The sequence below is a fragment of the Pseudomonas protegens CHA0 genome (genome assembly GCF_000397205.1).
Taxonomy (GTDB): Bacteria; Pseudomonadota; Gammaproteobacteria; order Pseudomonadales; family Pseudomonadaceae; genus Aquipseudomonas; species Aquipseudomonas protegens.
Map to the genome: position 1 here is coordinate 3,327,386 of NC_021237.1, position 23,166 is coordinate 3,350,551.

Here is a 23,166-nt window from a genome sequence, read left to right on the forward strand (position 1 = left end):
CCCGGGCCTTGCGGGCAAGCCCTCAGTACACTTGCAATGACTGGTTGAGGTCGCGCAGGGCCTGATCCAGCCGGGCCACGGCGCTGGACAATTGCTGCTCCTGGGCCGCCTCGGCCACCAGCTCTTCCAGGCTGACGCACAGCTCCAGCAAACCTTGGGTATTGAGCAGGTAGGCCGTGCCCTTGAGCTTGTGGGCGATGGCTTTCAGGGCCTGGCGATTGCCACTGGCCAGGGCCTTGCTCAAGGCCTGCAGTTCCTCGTTGTTGCTGTTGATCACGTGCTCGGCCAGAGCGGCGTGGATGTCGCCGTTCAACGACGGCACCGCGCTCTGCGCCTGGGGGGGCGTCAGGCTCAGCTTGGGGATCAGGCGGTTCAGCCCGGCAAGGCTGATCGGCTTGGTCAGGGCACTGTCCATGCCCGAAGCCAGGCAGCGTTCCAGTTCCTCAAGCTGGGCGCTGGCGGTCAGGCCGATGATGGTGCAGGGGCGCACCCCCATCTGGCCCTCCATGCGCCGGATCGCCTGGCTCATCTCATGGCCGCTCATCTGCGGCATGTTGCAGTCGGTGATGATGATATCCACGTCATGCTCCTGCCACATGGCCAGGCCTTCCAGGCCGTTGTAGGCGATCAGGGCCTCGTGTCCCAGGTAGTTGATCTGCTGGTTGAGCAGGTACTGGCTGGGCAGGTGGTCTTCGACGATCAACACGCACAGGGGCTGGTCGGTGCTGTTGAGCACCGCTTGTTCCGCGCTGTCGGTGGCGCTGCTGCGCTCGTCGGCAACGCGCTGAAAACAGGCCTTGAAGGTCATGCGGGTACCTACGCCAAGTTCGCTCTGGACTTGCAGGCTGCCGTTCATCAACTGGGTCAGCGAATGACTGATGGACAGGCCCAGCCCCGACCCGGCGTTGGGGTTGCTGACCACGCTGTCGACCTCGAAGAACGGGGTGAAGATCTTCTGGATCTGCGAAGCCGGAATGCCCGGGCCGGTGTCGATCACTTCGACATGGAAGTCGAGAAAGTGTTGATCTTTCACCTGGCCCACGCAACGGATATGGATCTCGCCCTGTTCGGTGAACTTGATCGCGTTACTCAGCAGGTTGGAGATGATCTGCTTGAACTTCAGGCCATCGATCCACACTTGCGCGGTGGCCCAGGCATCGAACTGCAGGTGGATGTCCAGGTGCTTCTGGCGGGCCAGGCCATCGAAGACATTGGCCACCGATTCGATCAGGTCCTTGAGGCTGGCGGCTTCCGGGCGCAGGGTCAGGCGCCCGGATTCGATCCGCGAGATATCCAGGATATGGCCGATCAGCGCCAGCAGGTTCTGCGCCGACTCGTAGGCGATATGCACGGAACGGGTATTGAGTTCGCGGTCGTTGTCACGGGTCAGCACCAGCTCCAGCATGCCGACGATGGCGCTCAGGGGGGTACGGATCTCATGGCTCATGGTGGTCAGGAACACGGTCTTGCTGCGGCTGGCATGCTCGGCGGCTTCTTTGGCATCGCGCAACTGGTCGAGGATCAACTGGCGCTGCAGCAGGTCCAGGCGCTTGCGAATGATCCGTCGTCGCTGGCTCAGAATCCACCAGGCCGCCAGCATCAGCATCAGGCCCAGGCCGCCCAGGATTTTCCAGGTGAAGGCCGTCACACCTTTCCAGTAGCTGTCGTCGGTGCTGCCGCTGGCGCGCCAGCGACCCAGGACCTGCAGGTATTCCTGAGGGCTGATCTCGGCCATGGCCTGGTCGATGATGGCGATCAGTTGCTGCTGGCTTTGCGGTGCGGCGAAGGCGATCCGGGCTTCCTGGCCTTGCATCATGCCGTGAATCTTCAGGCTGTTCTGGAGCCTGAAGGACAGGTAGTAGTTGGCCAGGTTGGCTGGTGCCAGGGTGAAGTCCGCCTTGCCTTGGCGCACCCGGTTGAGGGCCTCGGCAACGGTGGATGTCTGCTGGACCCATAGCCGTGGATAGCGCTCGCGCAGGTCCTCGCTCTGCAGGTAGCCGGAGGCGAGCGCCACGGAGCCGATGGAGTCGCGGTTCAGCGGTGCCAGGGGCGGTGCGTCGGTCTTGCGCACAATCACATAGGGCGTAGTGACGATGGGCCGGGTGTACAGGTAGGACGCACGCCTGGGGTTGGCGCGGGCCAGTATGCTGAGGTCTGCACGGCCTTCGCGCAGGCGGGTGTCGACCTGCTTGAGCGAGCCGACCCGGGAGACCTCGAAGCGCAGCCCGCTCTTGCGTCGGATGAGGTCCAGAAGGTCCGAAGCGATGCCGTTGAACAGCCCGCGGCTGTTGAAAAACGCATAGGGCGCCAGGTCGTCGCTGATCACCAGCCGCACCGGCGGTGCATGCTCCAGCCAGAGACGCTGATCGGCGTCCAGGCGTTCGCGAAAACTGTTGGAGTCGCAGTTACCCGTACCGCCCCACATCTGCAGCGCCGATATCACCTGGCAGCGCTTGATGCCGCCCAGGGCTCGCTCGAGCAACTGTTGCAGGTGGGTATTGTCACGGGCCACGGCAAACCCGACCCGGATTTCCGGCAACCGTGCACTGTGGCTGATCACCAACTGGTCGCTGAACAATTGGCTGGATAGATAGCCGGTAGACAGCGAGTCCCCCAGGTAGATGTCTGCGTCGCCATCGAGTACCGAGCCCATGGCGGCGCGGGGGGAATCGTACAGCTGGATCAGGCCCCGTCCACCGGTGCGCAGATAGAGCTCCAGGGCCATGCCGCGGGTGGCGGCGATCCGTGTCCTGGAGATGTTCGCGCGGTAGTCCCGCAGATCACCGCTCTCGGCATACAGGGCCAGTTCGGTGACCGCGTAGCTTGGGCTCAGCCGGACCTGGTAATCCTCTGCTTCCACCTGGGTAGCGCTGTCTACCAGATCGACCTCGCCCCTGCGCAAGGCGTGATAGGCGGCATCCGTATTGGGGTAGGTGCGGACTTCCACGGGGATCGCCAGCTCGCGCTGCAAGGCCCCCAGATAGTCCGCTCCTATGCCTTCGAGTTCATGGCGCTGATTGATTTCCCGGTAGGGGGGCAGGTCGCCACTGACGATGCCGACCAACAGGGCCTCTTTGTTACGCAGCCAGGTCTGTTCATCGATGCTGGGGCGAATATCGAGGAAGTCCAGCGGCTGGCGGGCACGGATCTTCACCCTGTCCTGCGCGAATACCGGCAGGGCCAACCACAATATCAGTATGAAAAACAGCGGACGTGGCAGTAACCTCACATCAGGTTACTCAGACCAGTTCGTTCTGCCTGGCGATGTTCACCAGATCCACCACCGAAGTGACCCCAAGCTTGCTCAAGATATTGATCTTGTGGCCGCTGACGGTCTTGTTGCTCAGGTGCAGTTTCTCGGCGATCTCAAGATTGGTCAGACCCTCAGCGAGCAGCTTGAGGACTTCCAGTTCGCGATTGGTCAGCGCCGCCAGGACGTCGCTGCTGTGTTTGCCGCGGCCGCCATCGCTGAACGGCATCGACTTCTTTGGGAAGAAAACATAGCCCTCGACGATAGTGTCCACTGCCTTGAGCAGTTTGGTCAGGGGTTCGTTCTTGCTCACGAAACCACTGGCTCCGGCCTGCAGGCAGCGCATGGCATAGGTGTCGACGGACTGGGCGGTGAACACCAGCACCCGCACATCCAGGTTCGCCTGGGCGATGCGCTTGAGCACCGTAAGGCCGTCCATTTTCTCCAGGCTGACGTCCAGGATCACGATGTCGGGCCTCAGCGACAGGATCATGTTCAGAGCGCTGATACCGTCGGCCGTTTCGCCAACAATGGTGTAGCCCTGGGTCTCCAGGGTTTTGCGAATCGCCTCACAGACGACCGGGTGATCATCGACGATCAGTACACTTTTACTCATGCCAGGTTATCCAGAATCAAAATATCTAGGTAATTAAGTGAGCCAATAACGGTCAGCGCCTTGATGAAATCTGAGGCTGGTTGAGAATTTTCTCTGACCTAGGGCGGATTTGCGGAAAGTTCAAATAAGAAAATGATGCCGAATAAGCCCTTCAGGGTCATCAGAATGTCACTGGCAGGCTAGCAGGAAGCAACCTGAGTACTGCCAAGAAAATTCCTGTTTTCGAATCCATTGCTTCGGGTTGACGGGCTCTTGGCGCCGATCTCGATTGGGTAAATGCAATTCAAGACTATTCCTAAAGCCCATCCACAACGCAGAGCCTATCTTGCCCTGTCATTCAGCCAGGCACAGGGCGAGCCTGAGTGGCGGGCGGCATTCTAGTGCACTGTGCCAGCAGTGTGATGGCCAACTATTTTCCTGAGGTCGAACCAAGCGATGTTGAAGTTAAGGGTAGGGGTACTGGAGCAACATAATATTGTCCGCCACGGCCTGTTCAAGCATCTGTCCGGGCAGTCGGTTCTGTGCCTGAGCGAGTTCTTCAATTTCGCCGACATGTTGGAGGCCCTGGAACAAAACCAACTGGACGTGCTGATGATCGGCCACCTGATGGATCGCGACCCGGTTCATCTGGTACGAAACTTGATCACCCGCTACCCCAATCTGAAAATTCTCGTGCTGCTGAACCGTCCCGACCCTGTAATTGCCTCGCAGCTACAGGCCGTGGGCGCGCATGGGGTGATGGCCAAGACGCAATCTTTGCCGGACTACGCTGATGCGCTGCGAAGCCTGGCCCGTGGCGAGCGCTATGCCATGCTCAGCGATGGCCGGGCAAGCATGGAAAAGCCACTCTACGACGCCTAGCCGAACAGGCCGCGTCGCCCTCGATTCAAGATTTTCTTTGGAAAACTTCAAGACGTTTCTTGTTATGGCGAGGCGGCCGGCGCTCTAGAGTACCCGGCACTGGTGACCTGAAAGACTGTCGCAAGGCCGTGACGGTCGGTGGGCCAGGACCACTCGGACTAGAGGCTTGAGAGGATGGAATATCCAGTTCTGAAGACCACCATCGAACGTTCTGGAGGCGCTATGTCACTTGTCGTTAACAAGCCCTTGCGCATCGCAGTGCTGGACGATCACGCATTGATTCGCATGGCAATGCAGCTACAGCTGCAGAGCGTGGCGGATTTCCAGCTGGTGGGTTTGTATGCCAGCAGCGGCGAGCTGATCTCGGCTCTGCGTGATACCGAACTGGACCTGCTGGTGCTCGATTACCAGCTGCAGGAATGCGACCTGGATGGCCTGCGCCTGATCCGCCTGTTGCGCAATAAATACCCGCACTTGCTGATCCTGGTGTCCTCAGCCACCGAGACGCCGTTTTTCGTCAAGCAGATCATCGATATCGGAGCCAATGGCTTTCTCGGCAAATCACAATCCCTGGACGACCTGATTCCGGCCATCCGCACGGTAGCCAGCAAGCGGCTCTATCTGTCGCCGTTGCTGGCTTTCGCCGTGCAGCACCCGCCAATCGGCCCCGCCGCCGAGCCGGGCAGCCCGCCATTGACCAGCCTTGAGACCCTGTCCCCCAAGGAGAACGAAGTCTTGCGCTGCTTTCTGGATGGCCTGCGGATCTCGCAGATCGCCAGCAAGTTTTCCCGCAGCATCAAGACCATCAGCGGGCAGAAGCAGGCCGCGTTCAGAAAGCTGGGGATCCGCACCGACGCCGAGCTGTTCAAGGTGCAGCGCAAGCTGGACCTGCATATTGCTTCCCGCGAGCCGGCAGAGGACGCCTTTCATGATGAGGCCAGCGAGCCGACGCTGCCGCCGACCCGCAGCACCATCTAGAGCGGCAGTGACAGGCGTGAGCACTGATGCTCGTTTCCAGGCCTTGAGCTATTGACGCGCCCCGCGTCAATTGCTTGCGCCGAACTCATCGGCCACTACAGAGTCGCTATGGCAAGCATCAAGAAGGTTGCGCTTACCATCCTGCTAAACCCCAGCATTCAGCGCGGGCGCGGTTTTCGAGGACATCGAGGGCAGGAGCGCTGCGAGGCCAGTCACTCGCTCAGCCCGGCGGCAGCAAGCGCAGCGGATCCACCGGCACGCCGTTGGCGCGGATCTCGAAGTAAAGCTGGGCGCGGTCGGTGTCCTGGGAACCGGCTTCGGCGATCTTCTGGCCCTTGATCACCATCTGCCCTTCCTTGACCAGCAGCCGGCTGTTGTAGGCGTAGGTGCTGGTGTAGGAGGGGCCGTGCTGGAGAATCATCAGGTTGCCGTAACCGCGCATGTAGCCGGCGAACGCCACCTTGCCGCCCAGGGTGGCGTGGATCGGCTGGCCCTGGGTGGTGGCGATGCGGATGCCCTGGTTGAGCTTGCCGGTGGGGGAGAAGCGCCCGATCAGCACTCCGCGCAACGGCCAGCTCCAGCCCTTGAGGGTGACCTTGGGCATGGGGGCAGGGGCCGGGGGCGCTGTTCGGCCCTTGCTGGCGGTGGTTCGCGACTTGCTGCTGACCACCCGGGTGGCCCTGGCCGCGCCGCCTACCCGCAACACCTGGCCGACCTCCACGGTATAAGGCGCCTTGAGGCCGTTGAGCCGCGCCACCTCCTTCCAGTTGGTGCCGTTGCGGCTGGCAATGGAATACAGCGTGTCGCCGCGCTTGACCCGGTACTCGCCGGCCTTGAGGGGGCCGGAGTTGGAAGGGCTGGAGCTGCAGGCTGACAGGGTCAGGAGCAATGCGATGAAAAGCAATCTTGCGAACACGCGACATCCACTATGTCTTGACGGGGCCAGGGGGCCCGAAACTTCGGCGTTAGCCAGGCCGATAAAGCCGGCAACTATACCTGTTTGCCGATGAAGAGGCGCGTTATAGACCGCTGCCACAGCGGTTAAATTCAATCCGGATGTCACAGGACGCTGATCTTTCCTGCGCCATGAACGCCCACGGCAATCTTTGTGAACCCTCGTCGCCTGCACCGCACTAAGGCAGTACAGACCGGGAGGAATCTTATGCAAGTGCAATACCTGTTGATCGTACTGGCCGTGATCGTGCTGCTGGCCGAGATCTGGGCCATCAGAAGCCTGCTGCGCAGCGGTGCGCGGGCAGAAAACAAGGGGCTGTGGATCGTGGTGATCATCTTCGTGCCGCTGTTGGGGCTGTTGCTATGGCTGATGGTCGGCCCCAAGGCCCTGAACCGGGACGCGCCGGCCGAGCGCGGCAGAAGCTGAAAACGGGGGGCAAACCCGCTGAAGGGTTGATCACGACATGCCAAGAATTCTTACATCCCATGTGGACGAAGCCGAGCTGACCGAGCACAACGCCAAGATGTTCGGCTCGCCCAAGGAACGGCTGGACTTCTATCGCCGGGAGATCCAATACGAAACCAGCATCCTGGCCAACCGCACCGATGCCTACCTGACGGCCCAGGCATTCTTGGTAATCGCCTTCGCTTCGTGCATGGCCAATCTCAATCCGGAATGGGGCAAGCTGTTTACTCTGTCCGTGCCGCCTTTCCTGGCGTTGCTGGGGATCCTCAGCTCTCTCAATGCCTGGCCAGGCATCAGGGCCGCCTACGAGATCATCGATCATTGGCATTTCAAGCAGAGCCACCTGCTGCACAGCGAACCGGTGATGGGCCTGGCCTATGATGAATCGCCGCTGTTCTGCGAAAGCGAGTCGAGCCACAAGGGCTATCGCAAGTCGTTGCTGTTTTCCATGCGTTCGCCCTGGTTGTTCGCGGCGTTCTGGCTGCTGCTGGGGATTTGGGCGGTGTATATCCAGGTGACCAATCCGGGCTCCTGAGGGCGCAGGCTCGCTGCCTGCGCTGCGGGACACAACGCTACCGGCCTATGGGCGCCAGCTGGCCGGTGTGCCGCGCAAGCGAACGCGGCACCTGGGTGCCACGCTCGCCGGTCACTCAGTGCGGAGCGCGGGGAATGGTCTTGAGCAGGTCTTCGGGGCTGATATGGCCGACCACGGCCTCGGCGGCGCTGCCCGGTAGCGGCAGGTCGAGGATATGACCCTTGATCTTGCCCACCACATGCATTTCGCACGGCTTGCAGTCAAATTTCAGGGTCAGCACTTCATCGCCGTGTACCAGTTGCATCGGTGCCACCTTGGTGCGCACGCCAGTCACGCCCTTGGCCTGCTTGGGGCACAGGTTGAAGGAGAAGCGCAGGCAGTGCTTGGTGATCATCACCGGCACGTCGCCGTGCTCTTCATGGGCCTCGAAGGCCGCGTCGATCAGTTGCACCCCGTGACGGTGGTAGAAATCCCGGGCCTTCTGGTTGTAGACGTTGGCCAGGAATGACAGGTGCGATTCCGGGTAGACCGGCGGCGGGCTGCTTTCGGCCTTGCGCGAGCCCCGTGGGTGGGCATCGATGCGTGCGGCGTCCAGGGCTTCGATGACTTCCCGGCGCAGGGCCTTGAGCTGGGAGTTGGGGATGAAGTAAGCCTGGGGCGCGTCCAGCTTGATGCTGGTGGCGTGGTAATGGGTGGTGCCCAGCTGGCCCAGCAGATCCTGCAGTTGCCCCAGGGCCTTTTCCGGCTTGTTGGCCACGCCGAACGGGCCATCCAGGGCGACGCTGGCGCTGATGCCTTCCTCGCTGGTGGCGGTCAGTTCCAGCCGTGCTTCGCTCAGGCGTGCCAGCCAGGACAGGCCGATGCGCCGCTCGGCGGAAGTGCGGGTCAAGGCTTGCTGCCAGTTGTGGTCGAGGTTGCGGCTCAGGGGGTGGTTGGGCCGCAGACGGCTCAGGGCTTCGGGCATCTCGTTGGGTTCGACCCGATAGCGGTAGCGTTTCTCGCCATCTTCTTCGAACTCGCCACGGGCCTCGGCGATGTTGGCGCGGAAACCCACCACCTCACGCTTGACCAGCAGGTTCAGGCCATCGCCATTGGACAACGGCTCGAAGGTCACCACCTGCAGGTCGCGCTTGCCGACCTTTTCCACGGTGCCTACCGGCAGCCCGGTGAAAGTCGGCGAGTCGAAGGCGCCGATGTCGATCTTGCGCTCGCTGACAAAGTAGTCGGTGCTGCCGCGGTGGAACGTCTTGTCCGGGTCGGGCACGAAGAAATGCGCGGTACGGCCGCTGGAGGCGCGAGCCAGGTCGGGGCGATCTTCCAGAACCGCGTCCAGGCGCTGGCGGTAGTAGGCCGTGATGTTCTTCACATAGGCCATGTCCTTGTAGCGCCCCTCGATCTTGAACGAGCGCACGCCGGCTTCCACCAGGGCGCGGATGTTGGCGCTCTGGTTGTTGTCCTTCATCGACAGCAGGTGCTTTTCATAGGCGATCACGCCGCCGTGCTCGTCTTTCAGGGTGTAGGGCAGGCGGCAGGCCTGGGAGCAGTCGCCACGGTTGGCGCTGCGGCCGGTCTGGGCGTGGGAAATGTTGCATTGGCCGGAGAAGGCCACGCACAAAGCGCCGTGAATGAAGAACTCGATGGCGGCATCGGTTTCAGCGGCGATGGCACTGATTTCCTTGAGGTTCAGCTCGCGGGCCAGGACCAGCTGGGAGAAACCAGCCTGGTCGAGGAACTTCGCCCGCTCCAGGGTGCGGATGTCGGTCTGGGTGCTGGCGTGCAGCTCGATGGGCGGAATATCCAGCTCCATCACCCCCAGGTCCTGGACGATCAGCGCATCGACCCCCGCGTCATACAGCTGGTGGATCAGCTTGCGCGCCGGTTCCAGCTCGTTGTCGTGGAGGATGGTGTTGAGGGTGGTGAACACCCGGGCGTGATAGCGGCGGGCGAACTCCACCAACTGGGCGATCTCGCCCACCTCGTTGCTGGCGTTGTGGCGGGCGCCGAAGCTCGGGCCGCCGATGTACACCGCATCGGCGCCATGCAGGATGGCTTCGCGGGCGATGCTCACATCGCGGGCAGGGCTGAGCAGTTCCAGGTGATGTTTGGGCAAGGACATGTTTTTTTAGTCAGGCTTATCAGGGTCAAGGCGCGCATTGTAGCGGCGAAACGCTTGCCCGGCACCCGTGTGCTGCCAGGTGGCGGCCACGCCTTGCGCGAGGCCGCCGATTGACGCGCTGCCTCAGGCCTTTGCGGCCATTGCCGTGACTTCCACGCGCATGCCTTCCACCGCCAGGGCGGCCACGCCCACCGCGGCACGTACCGGCCAGGGCTTGGCGAAGAAACGCTGGTAGACCGCATTGAATGCCGCACGATCGGCCATGTCGGTGAGGTAGATGGTCAGGTGCATGACCCGGTCCATGGAACTGCCGGCGCGCTCCAGGGCCACTTTCAGCGCCTGCAGCGTGCATTCGCTCTGCAGGGTGATGTCCCCCAGTTCCAGGCTGCCGTCGGCGCGGGTGGGGATCTGGGTGGAGACCAGGATGCCGTTGAAACCGACCACGTCGGAGGAAATGGAATCGGCGTCCGGGTCGGGGGTGAAGCTCAGGTCTTGGTTGGCCATGGGGGTCTCTTGATTTGTGTAAGGGCGCAGCGGTCGCACTCGCTACGGTTGGTCGGAAAGATCAGTCAGGCGACAGTTCAATTTAAGACTTATGCCTTTGCGCTATGTCCATGCAGGCTTCATGAGTGAACAGGTCTGTGCAATGAATCATTGAGTACTCATCGAGTTGATGCACAAAGAGGCGAGCATTGTCCATTGGACTTCTCGAGGCCGGGAACATTTCGCTTGTCGAGCCGTCGATGAAGCTCAGGTCTGTTCGCTCAATGATTTCGTCCTTCAAACCGGAATGGCGATAACGCACCGACTCCAGATAAACAACACCGTCGCTATGAGTAAGTTTAATCGAGTGGAAGTCCGGCTTCAGGTAGTCCGAGTACTTCTTCTTCAAGTCAGGGAGTATTTCCACACCACAATTTGTCCCGATCCGAGGCACGAGATATCCGACGGATTCCTCCATTAATCCACGTATCGCTTGCCTGACTGGAATTTCAAAAAACTCGCGATTCGGTTGATAGCGAAAAGAGTCAAAACGCGTGTGCATCCGTTTTTCAACAGTTTTGCAGTCAGTCACAAGCTCGTCGTAAACGGTAATGAAATCAGTCGGCAACCCCGTACTTCGTAGATCTTTGGCCCGCTCATCAGACGTTCTCTCGGTTAATCCGATTTTGACTAATCCAGGCATGGCCGGGTTGATCATGATGTAAACAAATCCACTACTCATAAAGACGAGGCTCCAAATTGAAGTAGAAATGGCAGGGGGCCGATAACGCCTGGAGCGACTCGGTAATGGCTGTATTCGCCGATGTCATCCTTGAGTGTCTTTACGTCACTGCGAGTGGTTGAGCCATGTCTCCAGCACCCGCCGGTCCAGCTCTTCCCAGTCGGCCATGCCCAGGACCCGGGTGGTGTTCAGGCCACGCAGGTAGCCACGCAATTGATAGGCGGCGATCCGCAGGCTTTGCGGGTCGGCGCTGCTGTCACCCAGCACCTGTTCGTACTCCACCAGGTAGTCCGCCACCCGCTCACGGAATTCCGGGAGGACGGCGTCGCGAATCAAGTCAAAGGTGCGCATGGGGAAATCCTTTTTTTAGTTGTAGTCGGGCTGCCGGGCAGTCTGCCCGGGGGGCAACTATCGGTTCAAGTAATAGTGACAATCAAGCAACGCAAGTTCTGCTTTGGGCGCCAACCATGGACAATCGCCCCCGACCCAAAACCATGACCGCAACGGCAGCGCCCGTGACGCTGAACCGTTGCGCACCGAACCAGGCTGTACATTTTCAGGACTTACCGATGCGCCCTCTATTTGCTCCCGCCATGACCCTGGCCACCTTGCTGCTGGCCGGTTGCGCCACCGCGCCCAACGACCCGACGCTGGTCATGCAGACCCGGAAAACCCCGGCCGAATATGCCGAGTGCGTGGTGCCCAAGCTGCAAGGCAACGCCCAGAGCCCGACGGTTTCCCAGACCCAGCGCGGTTTTCGCATTGTCGTTGCCAGCAAGGTGGCGGCAGACAACGTACTGGAAGCCTACAAGGCGCCCAATGGCGGCAAGGTGTTCCTCTACGAGCGGCACTTGCTGGCCTCCAGCTTCGCCCCGTCGAGCTTCGAACGCGCGGCCCAGGAATGCCTGTAGCCAGCCGTGTTAAACCGCCTCTTTCAGTAACTTCTCGATCTGCGCCAGCTCCCAGGTACTGAGCAGGCTCACCGGGTCGGTGCCGAAGCGTTGCCGCGTATCGAGCTGCCAGACATCGCCTTCGGCGCTGCGGCAGCTCTGGCAGTGATGCAGATGCCGGCCATCGAAATCCAGCAGCAACTGCCAACCCTCGATATCCACCTGCACCTGGCCAGCGCCCGAATGGCTGGCGCCGGGCCGTAGGGGGTAAACGCCAAGGGCGGCATCGCGCAGGCGCTGGCAGACATCTCGGGCATTCAGGCAGGGCATGGGGCTCTCGCGGGCAGTGCAGGGACAAAGGCGCTCAGGATATCCATCGACTGCGTGGGTGCAAGTGTCGATTGGTCGCTGTCCGACGCTGGCCCGGGCCAGTGGCTGGCGAACTCACTGCACGCCTGAAATGGCGCCGCAAAGCCCAGGGCCTTGCGGCAACCCCTCGATCAGAAGCTGTAGTCGGTGGTGACGAACAACGAGCGCGGTTCACCCATCAGCCATTGCTGGCCGCTGTTCTGTTGCGCCGCGGCATAACGCCGGTCCAGCAGGTTGTTCACCTGCAGGCCCAGGCGCACATCGGGCAGGGCCTGCCAGCCGAGGTTGGCATCCAGCACCGTGTAGCCGGGTACATCGACGCTATTGGCGGTGTTGGCATAACGCGCATCGACGTAGCGCAGGCCCATGCCGGCTTCCAGGCTCGGAGCCAGGGCCTTGTTCAGCCACAGGTTGGCGGTGCGTCGCGGCACGTTGGTGGGGCGATTGCCGGCCCGGGACACCGCTTTGCCAGAGACCACCTCATCGAAGTCATCGTACTCGGCACGCACCACCGAGGCGTTGGCCGAGACTTGCCAGCCGTGATCCAGGGCCAGCTCCAGCGAGGTTTCCAGGCCGTCGGCGGATTGCTGGCCGACCTGCTGCGCCAGGCGGGTCACCGGATCGGTGGTCAAGAGCTTTTTCTTGACGATGTGGTAGGCCGCCAGGGTCCATTCGCCACGGCCGCTCCAGAACTGCTGCTTGAGCCCGAACTCGGTCTGCTTGGCTTCGGTCAGGTCCATCTGCAACTGGCTCGGGTTGAGGCTGATCAGGTTGCTGACCCCGTCTTCACTGGTGGAGTACTGGCCGTACAGCGACAGTTGATCGGTGACCGCGAACACCAGGCCGGCGCGCCAGTTGCCGCCGGTGAGGCTGCGATCGGTGCGGGTGCCGGCGCGCAGATCACTGCGATCGATATGGTTCTGGTCGCGGCGGATGCCGGTCACCAGCGACCAGCGCTCCGACAGTTGCAGGCGGTTTTCCGCAAACAGGGCGAAAGTGCGGGTGCTGCTGTCGGTCTGGGGCGAGAAGGGCGAGCGGCTCTGGAAGTAGCCCGGTGCAGGGTTCCACGGGTCGATATAGTCGCTACCGATATCCTTGTAGGGCGAGTTGTTGGCCACGCCGAAGCGAATCCTGTTGTACTCCAGGCCGACCACGGTCCTGCTGTCCAGGCCGAACAGCGAGTGGTTGAAGGTGAAGCTCTGGCGATCGCCGATCTGCTCCTGATCGTGCTTGATCTCCAGGTAGTCGCCGCGCAGCAACTGCTCCCGGGAGCTGACCCAGTTGTAGGCTTCGGCGTTGCGCCAGTGGCGGCGGCTCTTGATGTAGTAGAGCTGGTTGCTGGCGCTGAGGTTGTCGCTCAGGGTCCAGTCGGTGTTGAGCCGGGTCCATTCGTCGTTGTAGCGCTGCACGGCGTTGCGCAGGTTGTAGTTCTTGGCCCGCAGGCTGTCGCGGTATTGGCCGGCAATCAGCGGCGTGCCGAAATAGCTGGCGGGTTCGCTTTCACCGCGTTCATGGGCCAGGGTGAAACCGAGGTCGTCGGTGGCTTGCCAGCGTAGCGCCGCGCTGAGTGCCAGGCTGCGTGACTGGCCCTGGTCGACCCAGCCATTGCTCTGCTGCTGGTTCAGGGTCAGGCGGTAGCTCAGGGTGTCGGTCAGCGAGCCGCCGCTGTCCAGGCCCAGTTGCTGGCGATCATGGGAGCCATAGCCCAGGCGCAGGCGGTTGTGGATCTCACCGTCGAAGGGCTTCTTGGCAATCACGTTGATCACCGCGCCGGTGGCGCCTTCCCCGTACAGCACCGAGGCTGGGCCGCGGATCACGTCGATGCGCTCGACCATCCACGGGTCCACCGGGAAGGTCTGGCTGCCGGCGCCGGTGTACAGGCGCGCACCGTCGAACAGGGTCATCACCGAGGAGTGCCCGGTAAAGCCGCGGGCCGACAGTGCGGTATTGCCGTTGCCCGGGGTGGCGATGCTGGTGATGCCGGGGGAGCGGGTGACGGCATCCTGCACCGTGAGGTTGTTGCGGTTGCTGATGGCGTCGTTGCCCAGGCTGCTGGTGCTGGCCGGAGTCTCCAGGGCCGTGAGGTTCAGCCGCGAGCCGGCGGGCAGGGGCGTGTCCAGAGAGGTTTGCGGGGCGCTGGAGACTCCGCTCACTTGGGTCTCGGGCAAGACCAGGGAGGTTTTCTGTTCAGCCTGTGCCAGGGCCGGGTAGGCCATGCAAGGCAGGAGGGTGAAACACAGCGAGGGGCTCGCCAGGTGTTGCAGCAAGGAGGTGCGGGACATGCGATTCCTACTACTTGTAAGGAATGAATGAATCCCGGAGGGAACAACGCATAGGGAATCGCGGGCAGCCGCGCCCACGAAAACCGGACTGCGCCCGCCCACCGCGGGGTTGTCAAACGAAGTTGCAGGCCGGTCTCCGGGCTTGCGAGGGTCATGAGGCATTCACCTTCCCATGCCTTGGCACAGTGGTCTGTCGAATGCTTCGCTCGCTTACCGTTGCGGGGGCAGCGCCGGACTGATCATCGAAATGACGCACCGGCTTCCCGTTTAACCCCATGCACGGCGGCATGGGACACCTGAAACTGGCGCGCATATGAGCACTGCCGAGCCCTTGCGTCAATGGCATGTGGCCAGCTACGGCGGCGGTTTCAGCGCTTTATGCTAGGCAAGTCAATATATTGACCTATTTTTCCTGGCGCTTAAATAATCAACAAATATCGACGCATTATTGACGATTTTGCTTTTCTGACCCAGTATGTCGGCGCTGAGCGATTGATTATCTTGAGTTTTTTTGACGCCAAAGCGCTGAACTCTGCTCCGAAAATAGGCGAAACAGCCTATGGCGCAGAGCAGCCACTAAAAACATGACGGCCAGGATGGCAAGTAGCCAGGGCTGATCCGTTGGCTGTGCTAGCTTCAGACGGCGTAGCCGCGATATTTCTCTTTGGAATGATCTATGTCTGCCGAACGGATACTGGTTACTGGGGGCGCTGGTTTTATCGGTTCTCACCTCGTGGATGCACTGCTGGCCAAGGGTTATGCGGTGCGGGTTCTGGACGACCTTTCCACGGGCAAGGTCGGCAATCTGCCCATGGGCGATGCTGGCCTGGAACTGCTGGTGGGGGATGCCGCCGATGCGGCACTTCTGGCGGATGCCGTTCAGGGCTGCGATGCCGTGGTGCATCTGGCTGCTGTGGCGTCGGTCCAGGCTTCGGTCGAAGACCCGGTGGCCACCCACCAGAGCAATTTCATCGCCACCCTGCGCCTGTGCGAGGCGATGACCGCGGCCGGTATCCGCCGCGTGGTGTTCGCCTCCAGTGCGGCGGTCTATGGCAATAACGGCGAGGGCACGCCGATTGCCGAAGACACCCCTAAATCTCCCCTCACGCCCTACGCGGCGGACAAGCTCGCCAGCGAGTACTACCTGGACTTCTACCGCCGCCAGCATGGGCTGGAACCGGTGATCCTGCGCTTTTTCAATATCTTCGGCCCGCGCCAGGACCCTTCATCGCCGTATTCCGGGGTGATCAGCATTTTCAGCGAGCGGGCCAAGGCCGGGCGGCCCATCACCCTGTTCGGCGATGGCGGGCAGACCCGCGACTTCGTCTATGTCGCGGACCTGGTGAAGATCCTGGTGCAGGGCCTGGAATGCCCCGCGCCGGCAGCCGATGCCACCAATGTCGGGCTCGGCGGGGTGACCACCCTCAACGATCTGATTGGCGCCCTGCAGCAGATCAGCGGCAAGCCGCTGCAGGTGAGCCACGGCGCGACCCGCTCCGGGGATATCCGCCATTCCAAGGCCGACAACCGCCGCTTGCGCGAGCGCTTCGACCTGGGCACGCCCAGCAGCCTGGCCGAGGGCCTGGAACGGCTTTACCGCAGCCTTTAGTTCGTTGCCTTAGGGGCGCCCGCCATGGCGGCTGCCCTAGAGCCTGATGTTGTGCAGATTGATCTACTGAAGAGTGAGTTATGGATATCGAGTTTCGCAGGGGGCATGTCTGCAAAGTGGTTCGACGCCTGTTTACCGCATTGGCCTTGTGTGCCACCAACACCCTGGTGCAGGCCGCACCCGCGGCGCCCGCCAGTGTCGGGTTCTGGTACGCCGAGCAGCCACCCTTGCAGGAGCTGGCGCAGTTCGAATGGGCAGTAGTCGAGCCCGGCCATATGGCCAGCGCCGATGTCGCCACCTTGCGCAAGCTCGGCAGCCAGCCGTTCGCCTACCTGTCGGTAGGGGAGTTCGACGGCAACCGCGCTGCCCTGGCCAAGCAGGCCCTGGCCCAGGGCGCGAGCCCCGTGCGCAACAAGGCCTGGGACAGCCAGGTGATGGACATCGCCACCCCGGCCTGGCGCGAACACCTGTTCAAGCGTGCCAAGGCGCTGCAGGACCAGGGCTACGCCGGCCTGTTCCTGGACACCCTGGACAGTTTCCAGTTGCTCCCCGAGGCCGATCGCGAACCGCAACGCAAGGCCCTGGCCTCGTTCCTGCGGGAACTGCACAGCCGGCTGCCCAACCTCAAGCTGTTCTTCAACCGGGGCTTCGAGGTACTGGGCGAGCTCGATGGCGTCGCCTCGGCCGTGGCGGTGGAATCCATCCACGCCGGCTGGGATGCCTCGGCCAAGCGTTACCGCCCGGTTTCTGAAGCCGACCGCACCTGGCTTGAAGGCGAACTCAAGCCGCTGCGCGCACGCAACATCCCGCTGGTGGCCATCGATTACCTGCCGGCCAACCGTCGGGAAGAGGCACGCAAGCTGGTCCGGCAATTGAGCCAGGAAGGCTTTATACCGGTGGTCACCACCCCGGACCTCAACGCCCTGAGCATGAGCACGGTGGAAGTCCAGCCGCGGCGCATCGCCATGCTCTATGACCCGCGCGAAGGGGAACTCTACGATCACGCCGGGCACCGCATGCTCGGTGGCCTGCTGGAGTACTTGGGTTACCGGGTGGACTACTTCCCGGTGGACGACAGCCTGCCTGCCTACAGCTTCGCCGGCCTTTACGCCGGGGTGGTGCTGTGGATGACCAGCGGCCCGCCCGAGGACAGCCGTGCCTTCTATAGCTGGGTCGGCCAGCGCCTGGATGAGCAGGTGCCCCTGGCGATCATGGCCGGCCTGCCGATCGAGGACCGGGCGCTGCTCAAGCGCCTGGGGCTGAACCTGGCGGCGCCGGGGGCTCGCGATGCCCTGCATGTGCTGAGCCAGGACAAGAGCCTGATCGGCGCCTTCGAGGCTCCGGTGGTGGCGCGCAGCCGCGAACTGACCCGCGTGAGCCTGCTGCCCGACGGGCCGAAACCAGCCCTGGTGCTGGGCGATGACAAGGGCGGCAAGTACGTCCCGGTGGCCACCGCCGCCTGGGGCGGCATGGCCCTGGCCCCCTATGTGGTGGAGGCCAATGTGGAGCGCAGCCGCTGGATCCTCGACCCGTTCGCCTTTATCCAGAAGGCCCTGCGCCTGCCGTCCCAGCCACGCCCGGACACCACCACCGAGAACGGTCGGCGGATCGCCACGGTGCATATCGACGGTGACGGTTTCCCGTCCCATGCCGAAGTGCGTGGCACCCCGTATTCCGGGCGCCAGGTGCTGGACGACTACATTCGTCCCAACCCGTTCCTGACCTCGGTCTCGATCATCGAAGGCGAAGTCGGGCCCAAGGGCATGTCGCCGTTCCTGGCGCGGGAGCTGGAGCCCATCGCCCAGGAGATCTTCGCCGACCCCAAGGTCGAAGTGGCCACCCACACCTACAGCCACCCGTTCTACATGCAGCCGGAGAAGGCCAAGAAGGACGAGGATTTCCACGCCGAATACGGCCTGCGCCTGAATATCCCGGGGTACAAGACCCTGGATTACAAGCGCGAGATCCTCGGCTCGCGGGACTACATCAACAGCCGCCTGACCACCGCGCAGAAACCGGTGAAGCTGGTCTTCTGGCCGGGGGATGCGCTGCCCAGCGCCGAGACCATCAAGCTGGCCTACGACGCCGGGCTGAAAAACGTCAACGGCGGGCAGACCATCCTGACCAAGGCCAACTCATCGCTCACCGGCCTGTACCCGCTGTTGCGGCCGACCTCGGGCGGCTTGCAGTACTACGCTCCGGTGATCAACGAGAACATGTACACCAACCTCTGGAAAGGCCCGTACTACGGCTTTCGCGATGTGATCGACACCTTCGAGCTGACCGACAGCCCACGGCGCCTGCGCGGCATCCACCTGTACTACCACTTCTATTCGGGCACCAAGCAGGCGTCGATCAAGGCCATGACCGACATCTACCAGTTCATGCGTGGCCAGCAGCCGCTGTCATTGTGGATGAGTGACTACCTGGACCGGGTCCACGGCCTGTACCAGGCAAGCCTGGCGCGGACCGCCAATGGCGACTGGCAGGTACGCGGCATGGACGGCCTGCGTACCTTGCGCCTGGACCCGGCGCTGGGTTGGCCGGACCTCGGCCGCTCGGTAGGGGTGGCCGGGGTGCGCGACTTGCCCCAGGGGCGCTATGTAGCCTTGAGCAGCGATCATGCGCTGTTGGCCCTGCGCCCCGAGCGCGATCCGCGCCCGGCACTGGAGCTGGCCAATATTCCCCTGCGCGACTGGCGCTATGTCAATGACCGGCAGGTGAGCTTCTCCTTTGCCGGCCAGTTCAACCTGGAATTCTCGGTGCGTTCGGCCAGCGCCTGTCGGGTCGAGGTCCAGGGCCAACGCTACGCCGGCAAGTCCGAACAGGGCCTGTGGCATTTCCAACTTCCCATGAAGCAGGTGAGTGATGCCCAACTCCTCTGCAACTAAGGCCAAGGCGCCCAGCGCGCGGCTGCTCAACCCCTGGGCCTTGCTGCTGGTGGCGATCGCCGTCGGCGTGCTGCTGTGGGCAACCTTTCGCAATGAAGAGGCGTTCCGCCCCAAGGGCGGGCAGCCGGACGAAGTGTCGGCCAGCTACGCCGAGGTGCTGCTGGCCGCACACCCGGAAAACAATGAGCTGCGCACCCAGCTGCTCGACCTGCTGATTCAGCTGGGGGACTACCCCAAGGCGGAAAAACACCTGGCCCAGTGGCAGCGGCCCGATCCGGCGCTCAAGGCCTACTACCGCTTGCAGCTCGATGCCCTGGCGCTGAACAACAGCACCGACAGCGCGGCCCTGCAGGCCCTGGCCGAACGTTTCAAGGCCTTTGACTACAAGCCGCTGCCATCGCCGCAACTGGAGCGCCTGGCCACTTTGGCCCTGAGCGCCCAGGCCCCGGGGCTGGCGGCGGATGCCTATGCCGAGCTGGCGCGGCGCGACCCGACACGGCGCGAGCAGTGGCTGCCTGAAGCCGCCAAGTGGTACCAGGCCAGCGAACAGCCGGGGCGCGCGGCCGATCTCTATGTGCAGTTGCTCGATGCCAGCCAGACCCCCGAGGCGCGTCGGCAGTTTCTGCAACAGGCCTTCACCACCCTGGTGGCGGCCGATCGCGGCGATCAGGCAGTGGAGCTGCTGGCCCGAGAGCTGGCCGCACAGCCGGACGTGGCATTCGAACCGGCGCTGCTGGACCGCGGCGTGGATGTGGCTGTGGCGCACAACCGCGTGGACCTGGCGGAACAGTTCTTCAGTGCCTGGCGCAAGGTGCAGCCCGACAGCCCGGAAATCCTCGCCAAGGAATTCAAGCAGCGCCTGGCCTTCGGTGACCTGGCCGGCGCCCATGCGGTGGGCGTGCAACTGCTCGAACAGCGGCCGGATGACCCGCAGTTGCTGGAGCAGATGGCCCATCTCGCCGAATGGCAGGGCGACTCGGCCGCCGCCCTGGGCTACTGGATCAGCCTGAGCACGCTAAGCAAGGACCCGGCGCAGTTCGAGCACACCTGGCGCCTGGCGATGCAGACCTACGACTTCGATCGGGGCATCCCACTGCTGGCGGGGATCATGGACAGCCGCGCCCTGACCAACGTCGAGCTCGATGCCCTGGTCTACGCGCAAGAGTCCAGGGGGACGCCCGAGGAGGCAGAAAAGTGGCTGCGCCGCTATGTCGCCAAATACCCGAAACAGCGTCTGGCCTGGGTGCGCCTGTTGCAGAACCTGGAAAACACCGAGCAGTACCCGCAGCGCCTGGTGGTCTGGAACCAGTTCGCCAAGCGCTATCCGCTCACCAGCACCGAACGTGTGGACTGGGCCAACAACCACCTCAAGCTGTTCGATAGCCAGGGGGCCTGGAAAGTCATCACCGCGGTGGATGGCAACAAGATCAAGGACTTCAACTACTGGCAGTCCCGCGCCGCCCTGGCCTGGGACCTGGAGCAGGACGACGAGCTGCAGCTGGCGCTGGAGAAGATGCTGGCGATCAAGGGCTCGCTCAATACAGGCGACGAAAGCGAGCTGATTGCCCTGTATCGCACCCGCGATCCGCGCAAGGCCCTGCAATTGACCGTCGACAGCTGGCGCCAGGGCCACAGCCCGCAGCGCCTGGTGGCCGCCCTGCAACTGGCCCAGGAACTCCAGGACTGGCCTCTGGTGGTCGATTTGCTCAAGGAAGCCGAGCAGTACCCGGGTGCCAGCGACCAGTCCCAGGTGCTGGCCGCCCGCGCCGCGCTGGCGGTGCAGCAGGGCCAGACCGATCTGGCCCTGCGCCTGTATCAACAGGGCTTGAGCCGCTTCCCGGACGACAACACCTTCCGTGAGCGGCTGCTGTGGCTGTATGTCGATCTGGGCCGCACGGGCGAGATCAAGCCGCTGTTGCAGCAATGGCGCTCCCTGGCCCGCAGTGACAGCAGCCTGTGGCTGCCATTCGCCGCCGCCAGCCAGTTGCTCGGGCGCAATACCGAGGCCCTGGCCTGGTATCGCCTGTACTTGCAGGCCAACCCCCGGGACTGGATGGTCCAGGCCGCCTATGCCGATGCCCTGGAGGGCGCCGGTTATGCCGACTCGGCCCAGCGCTTGCGCCTGCGGCTCGATCGCCAGGTCAGCCCGGAGCAGATCCGCGCCACGCCCCAGGGCTATGCCACCTGGCTGCGCCTGCTGGCCAGCAGCTATTCGTCACGCAAGGCGCAGAACAAGGCCATGCAATGGCAGGACGGCTCCAAGCCGATGCTGCAGCTGTGGTTCGATCAGTTCCTCGCGCGCCTGGATGACCTCAATCAGTCGGCGCAAAAGGATGAGTGGCTGGCCTGGGCCCGCAGCCGCGGCCTGAAGGTCAGCCGCTACGAGCAGATCCAGGAAGCCCTGCGCGGCAGCAATCGCCAGGCCCTGGAGCGCCTGGTGGCCAGCGGCGACCTGGACCCGGCGCAGCAGGTCGAGGCCTTGAACAGCCTGGGTCGCAGCGGCGAAGCGCTGGCGGTGGGCCTTTCGGCACTGGGTGACGAGCAACCGGCGGCGCTGCGCGAGCAACTACGCCGCCAGGCCATCGAGATGACGGAGCGCACGCCCCAGGGTATGCAAATCGCCTGGGAGCGCCAGGACTACGGCGGCCTGGTGTTCAACGGCCCGCGCCTGACCGCCGAGCGCTATCTGAACGACAACTGGTACGCCAAGCTGGTCCTGGAGCAGGGCCGCTACAGCGGCGATGTGCTGGATGAGTCGCGCCTGGGCAATGAGACCAACACCGAACTGACCTTGCAGCGCCAGCTGGAGAACGGCAACTACAAGCTGATCTTCGACAGCAGCCTGCGCAAGGACGATGACCGCAACGGCCTGGGTGCCAGCCGCACCTGGCAACTGGACAGCGGCAACGAGCTGGACGTCGGTGCCGACTGGCACCGCAAGAACGAGGACAGCGGATACATGCGCACCTTCGGCCAGCAGGATGATGTCTGGGTGGGCGGCCGGCATCGCTATTCGGCCCGTGACCAGTTGTCCTGGAACCTGGCCCAGCGCTGGTTCTCGACCCGCGGCGGCGATGACCTGGGCAGCGGCCAGGCGTTGAAGATCGAGTTCGACCACACCTTGCAGTTCGAAGGGCCGAACTGGGAATTGCGCAGCGGTATCGACTACCAGCAGAACAGCCTGAACAACCGCTCGCTGCCCGACCTGGCCAATACCCTGGGCGGAGGCATCGATCTGGTCGGGGCCGATCTCGACAATCCGGAGCAGATCACCAGCCAGACCCTGCTGCAGAAGCGCTACGGCCAGCTGTTCTTCGGCAGTTCCTGGCGGCGCGGTTTCCCGGGGGCGCTGAACCGCACGCGGGGGCAATACACCTGGCTGGTGGATGTCAGCACCGGCTGGCAGTGGACCGACAACACCATCAACTACGCCATCAGTACCGGTGTCGGCACCGAGGTGATAGGGGATGACGAATTGGCAGTGACTTTTGGCTACCAGTCCGCGCCGCAAGGCGGGGCAGGCAAGTCCGGGGGCACTGCAGGTGTCAGCTACAGCGTGCGTTTCGGACGCTGATCATGGAATTCAAAGAGGAGTAAACCTTATGCAATCCATTCGTTGCGTGAGTCTGGCAATGGTCGCCTTGCTGATGGCCGGGTGCAGCAGCTTCACCGGGCAAAGCAGCCCCGAGTTGTCCAAGAGTGCGCGCTGGGGCGTGCTGCCGCTGGTCAACTATTCCCAGACACCCCAGGCCGGCGAGCGCAGTGAGCAGATTCTGCTCAGCGTGCTGAGCAGCCGCGGCCTGCAACCCCAGGTCTACACCGGTACGGCGGGGCAGGGCGAACAGGCCCTGCTCGACGACAACGAGCGTCTGGCCGGAGCCATGGACTGGGCCCGGGAGCAGAAGCTCGACTATGTGGTATCCGGCAGCGTCGAGGAGTGGCAGTACAAGAACGGCCTGGATGGCGAACCGGCGGTGGGCATCAGCCTGCGGGTGGTCGAGGCCGGTACCGGCAAGGTGCTGTGGAGCAATAGCGGGGCCCGCGCCGGCTGGTCCCGGGAAAGCCTGGCCGGGGCCGCCCAGAAGGTGCTCGACAAGCTTGTCGGTGGCCTTCGGATCGAGTGA

General features: G+C 63.0%; 18 protein-coding genes and 1 riboswitch. Of the genes, 9 read left to right on the forward strand and 9 right to left on the reverse strand.

Annotation, left to right across the window (positions count from 1 at the left end):
• Window positions 1-22: 22 nt before the first annotated feature.
• Window positions 23-3,229, reverse strand: coding sequence for an ATP-binding protein (locus PFLCHA0_RS14990; RefSeq protein WP_051167108.1), 3,207 nt, complete (start codon window positions 3,227-3,229; stop codon window positions 23-25).
• Window positions 3,230-3,239: 10 nt separating this feature from the next.
• The gene (locus PFLCHA0_RS14995; protein ID WP_015635577.1) at window positions 3,240-3,866 is read right to left on the reverse strand and encodes a response regulator transcription factor; all 627 of its coding nucleotides are present in this window, start codon (window positions 3,864-3,866) and stop codon (window positions 3,240-3,242) included.
• A gap of 435 nt (window positions 3,867-4,301) precedes the next feature.
• Between PFLCHA0_RS14995 and PFLCHA0_RS15000 the strand changes: the two genes are divergently transcribed.
• Window positions 4,302-4,727 (forward strand): response regulator transcription factor, encoded by a 426-nt coding sequence (locus PFLCHA0_RS15000; RefSeq protein WP_015635578.1) that lies wholly within the window; start codon window positions 4,302-4,304, stop codon window positions 4,725-4,727.
• A gap of 222 nt (window positions 4,728-4,949) precedes the next feature.
• The gene (locus PFLCHA0_RS15005; RefSeq protein ID WP_015635579.1) at window positions 4,950-5,705 is read left to right on the forward strand and encodes a response regulator transcription factor; all 756 of its coding nucleotides are present in this window, start codon (window positions 4,950-4,952) and stop codon (window positions 5,703-5,705) included.
• 220 nt (window positions 5,706-5,925) lie between these two features.
• Here the strand turns inward: PFLCHA0_RS15005 and PFLCHA0_RS15010 are convergent, their stop codons facing one another.
• Window positions 5,926-6,621: a peptidoglycan DD-metalloendopeptidase family protein gene (locus PFLCHA0_RS15010; RefSeq protein WP_172621746.1), complete on the reverse strand. Its 696-nt coding sequence runs from the start codon at window positions 6,619-6,621 to the stop codon at window positions 5,926-5,928.
• A 246-nt stretch (window positions 6,622-6,867) separates the two neighbouring features.
• Between PFLCHA0_RS15010 and PFLCHA0_RS15015 the strand changes: the two genes are divergently transcribed.
• Both PFLCHA0_RS15015 and PFLCHA0_RS15020 read left to right on the forward strand, forming a co-directional pair.
• Window positions 6,868-7,086, forward strand: a complete 219-nt coding sequence (locus PFLCHA0_RS15015; RefSeq protein ID WP_015635581.1) for a PLDc N-terminal domain-containing protein — start codon at window positions 6,868-6,870, stop codon at window positions 7,084-7,086.
• Window positions 7,087-7,123: 37 nt separating this feature from the next.
• On the forward strand, window positions 7,124-7,660 hold the full coding sequence (locus PFLCHA0_RS15020) for a hypothetical protein (protein ID WP_011061248.1): 537 nt from the start codon (window positions 7,124-7,126) through the stop codon (window positions 7,658-7,660).
• 115 nt (window positions 7,661-7,775) lie between these two features.
• On the opposite strand, the gene PFLCHA0_RS15025 is transcribed toward PFLCHA0_RS15020, so the two are convergent.
• The 4 genes from PFLCHA0_RS15025 to PFLCHA0_RS15040 all read right to left on the reverse strand — a co-directional run bounded on the left by PFLCHA0_RS15025 (window position 7,776) and on the right by PFLCHA0_RS15040 (window position 11,352).
• Window positions 7,776-9,776, reverse strand: a complete 2,001-nt coding sequence (locus tag PFLCHA0_RS15025; RefSeq protein WP_015635582.1) for a peptidase U32 family protein — start codon at window positions 9,774-9,776, stop codon at window positions 7,776-7,778.
• 123 nt (window positions 9,777-9,899) lie between these two features.
• Entirely contained in the window at window positions 9,900-10,280 is a 381-nt protein-coding gene (locus PFLCHA0_RS15030; protein WP_015635583.1) for a RidA family protein, read from the reverse strand.
• Window positions 10,281-10,362: 82 nt separating this feature from the next.
• Window positions 10,363-11,001, reverse strand: a complete 639-nt coding sequence (locus PFLCHA0_RS30910) for a GIY-YIG nuclease family protein (protein WP_051167109.1) — start codon at window positions 10,999-11,001, stop codon at window positions 10,363-10,365.
• A 105-nt stretch (window positions 11,002-11,106) separates the two neighbouring features.
• Window positions 11,107-11,352: a hypothetical protein gene (locus PFLCHA0_RS15040; protein WP_015635585.1), complete on the reverse strand. Its 246-nt coding sequence runs from the start codon at window positions 11,350-11,352 to the stop codon at window positions 11,107-11,109.
• Between the two features lie 218 nt (window positions 11,353-11,570).
• Between PFLCHA0_RS15040 and PFLCHA0_RS15045 the strand changes: the two genes are divergently transcribed.
• On the forward strand, window positions 11,571-11,912 hold the full coding sequence (locus tag PFLCHA0_RS15045; RefSeq protein WP_015635586.1) for a lipoprotein: 342 nt from the start codon (window positions 11,571-11,573) through the stop codon (window positions 11,910-11,912).
• A 9-nt stretch (window positions 11,913-11,921) separates the two neighbouring features.
• Here PFLCHA0_RS15045 and PFLCHA0_RS15050 read toward each other — a convergent pair whose 3' ends face one another.
• Window positions 11,922-12,221, reverse strand: coding sequence for a DUF7693 family protein (locus PFLCHA0_RS15050; RefSeq protein ID WP_015635587.1), 300 nt, complete (start codon window positions 12,219-12,221; stop codon window positions 11,922-11,924).
• A gap of 170 nt (window positions 12,222-12,391) precedes the next feature.
• Entirely contained in the window at window positions 12,392-14,542 is a 2,151-nt protein-coding gene (locus PFLCHA0_RS15055; RefSeq protein WP_080644455.1) for a TonB-dependent receptor, read from the reverse strand.
• Between the two features lie 110 nt (window positions 14,543-14,652).
• Window positions 14,653-14,857: riboswitch (cobalamin riboswitch) on the reverse strand.
• A 361-nt stretch (window positions 14,858-15,218) separates the two neighbouring features.
• Here PFLCHA0_RS15055 and PFLCHA0_RS15060 point away from each other — a divergent pair.
• The 4 genes from PFLCHA0_RS15060 (at window position 15,219) to PFLCHA0_RS15075 (ending at window position 23,166) form a co-directional block, all read left to right on the forward strand.
• Window positions 15,219-16,151, forward strand: coding sequence for an NAD-dependent epimerase/dehydratase family protein (locus PFLCHA0_RS15060; RefSeq protein WP_011061259.1), 933 nt, complete (start codon window positions 15,219-15,221; stop codon window positions 16,149-16,151).
• Window positions 16,152-16,231: 80 nt separating this feature from the next.
• Window positions 16,232-19,042: a bifunctional glycoside hydrolase 114/ polysaccharide deacetylase family protein gene (locus PFLCHA0_RS15065; protein ID WP_015635589.1), complete on the forward strand. Its 2,811-nt coding sequence runs from the start codon at window positions 16,232-16,234 to the stop codon at window positions 19,040-19,042.
• Complete coding sequence (locus tag PFLCHA0_RS15070; protein WP_015635590.1) at window positions 19,020-22,616, forward strand: tetratricopeptide repeat protein; 3,597 nt, start codon at window positions 19,020-19,022, stop codon at window positions 22,614-22,616. Before PFLCHA0_RS15065 ends, PFLCHA0_RS15070 begins: the two co-directional genes overlap by 23 nt.
• 28 nt (window positions 22,617-22,644) lie before the next feature.
• Window positions 22,645-23,166: a transporter gene (locus tag PFLCHA0_RS15075; protein WP_011061262.1), complete on the forward strand. Its 522-nt coding sequence runs from the start codon at window positions 22,645-22,647 to the stop codon at window positions 23,164-23,166.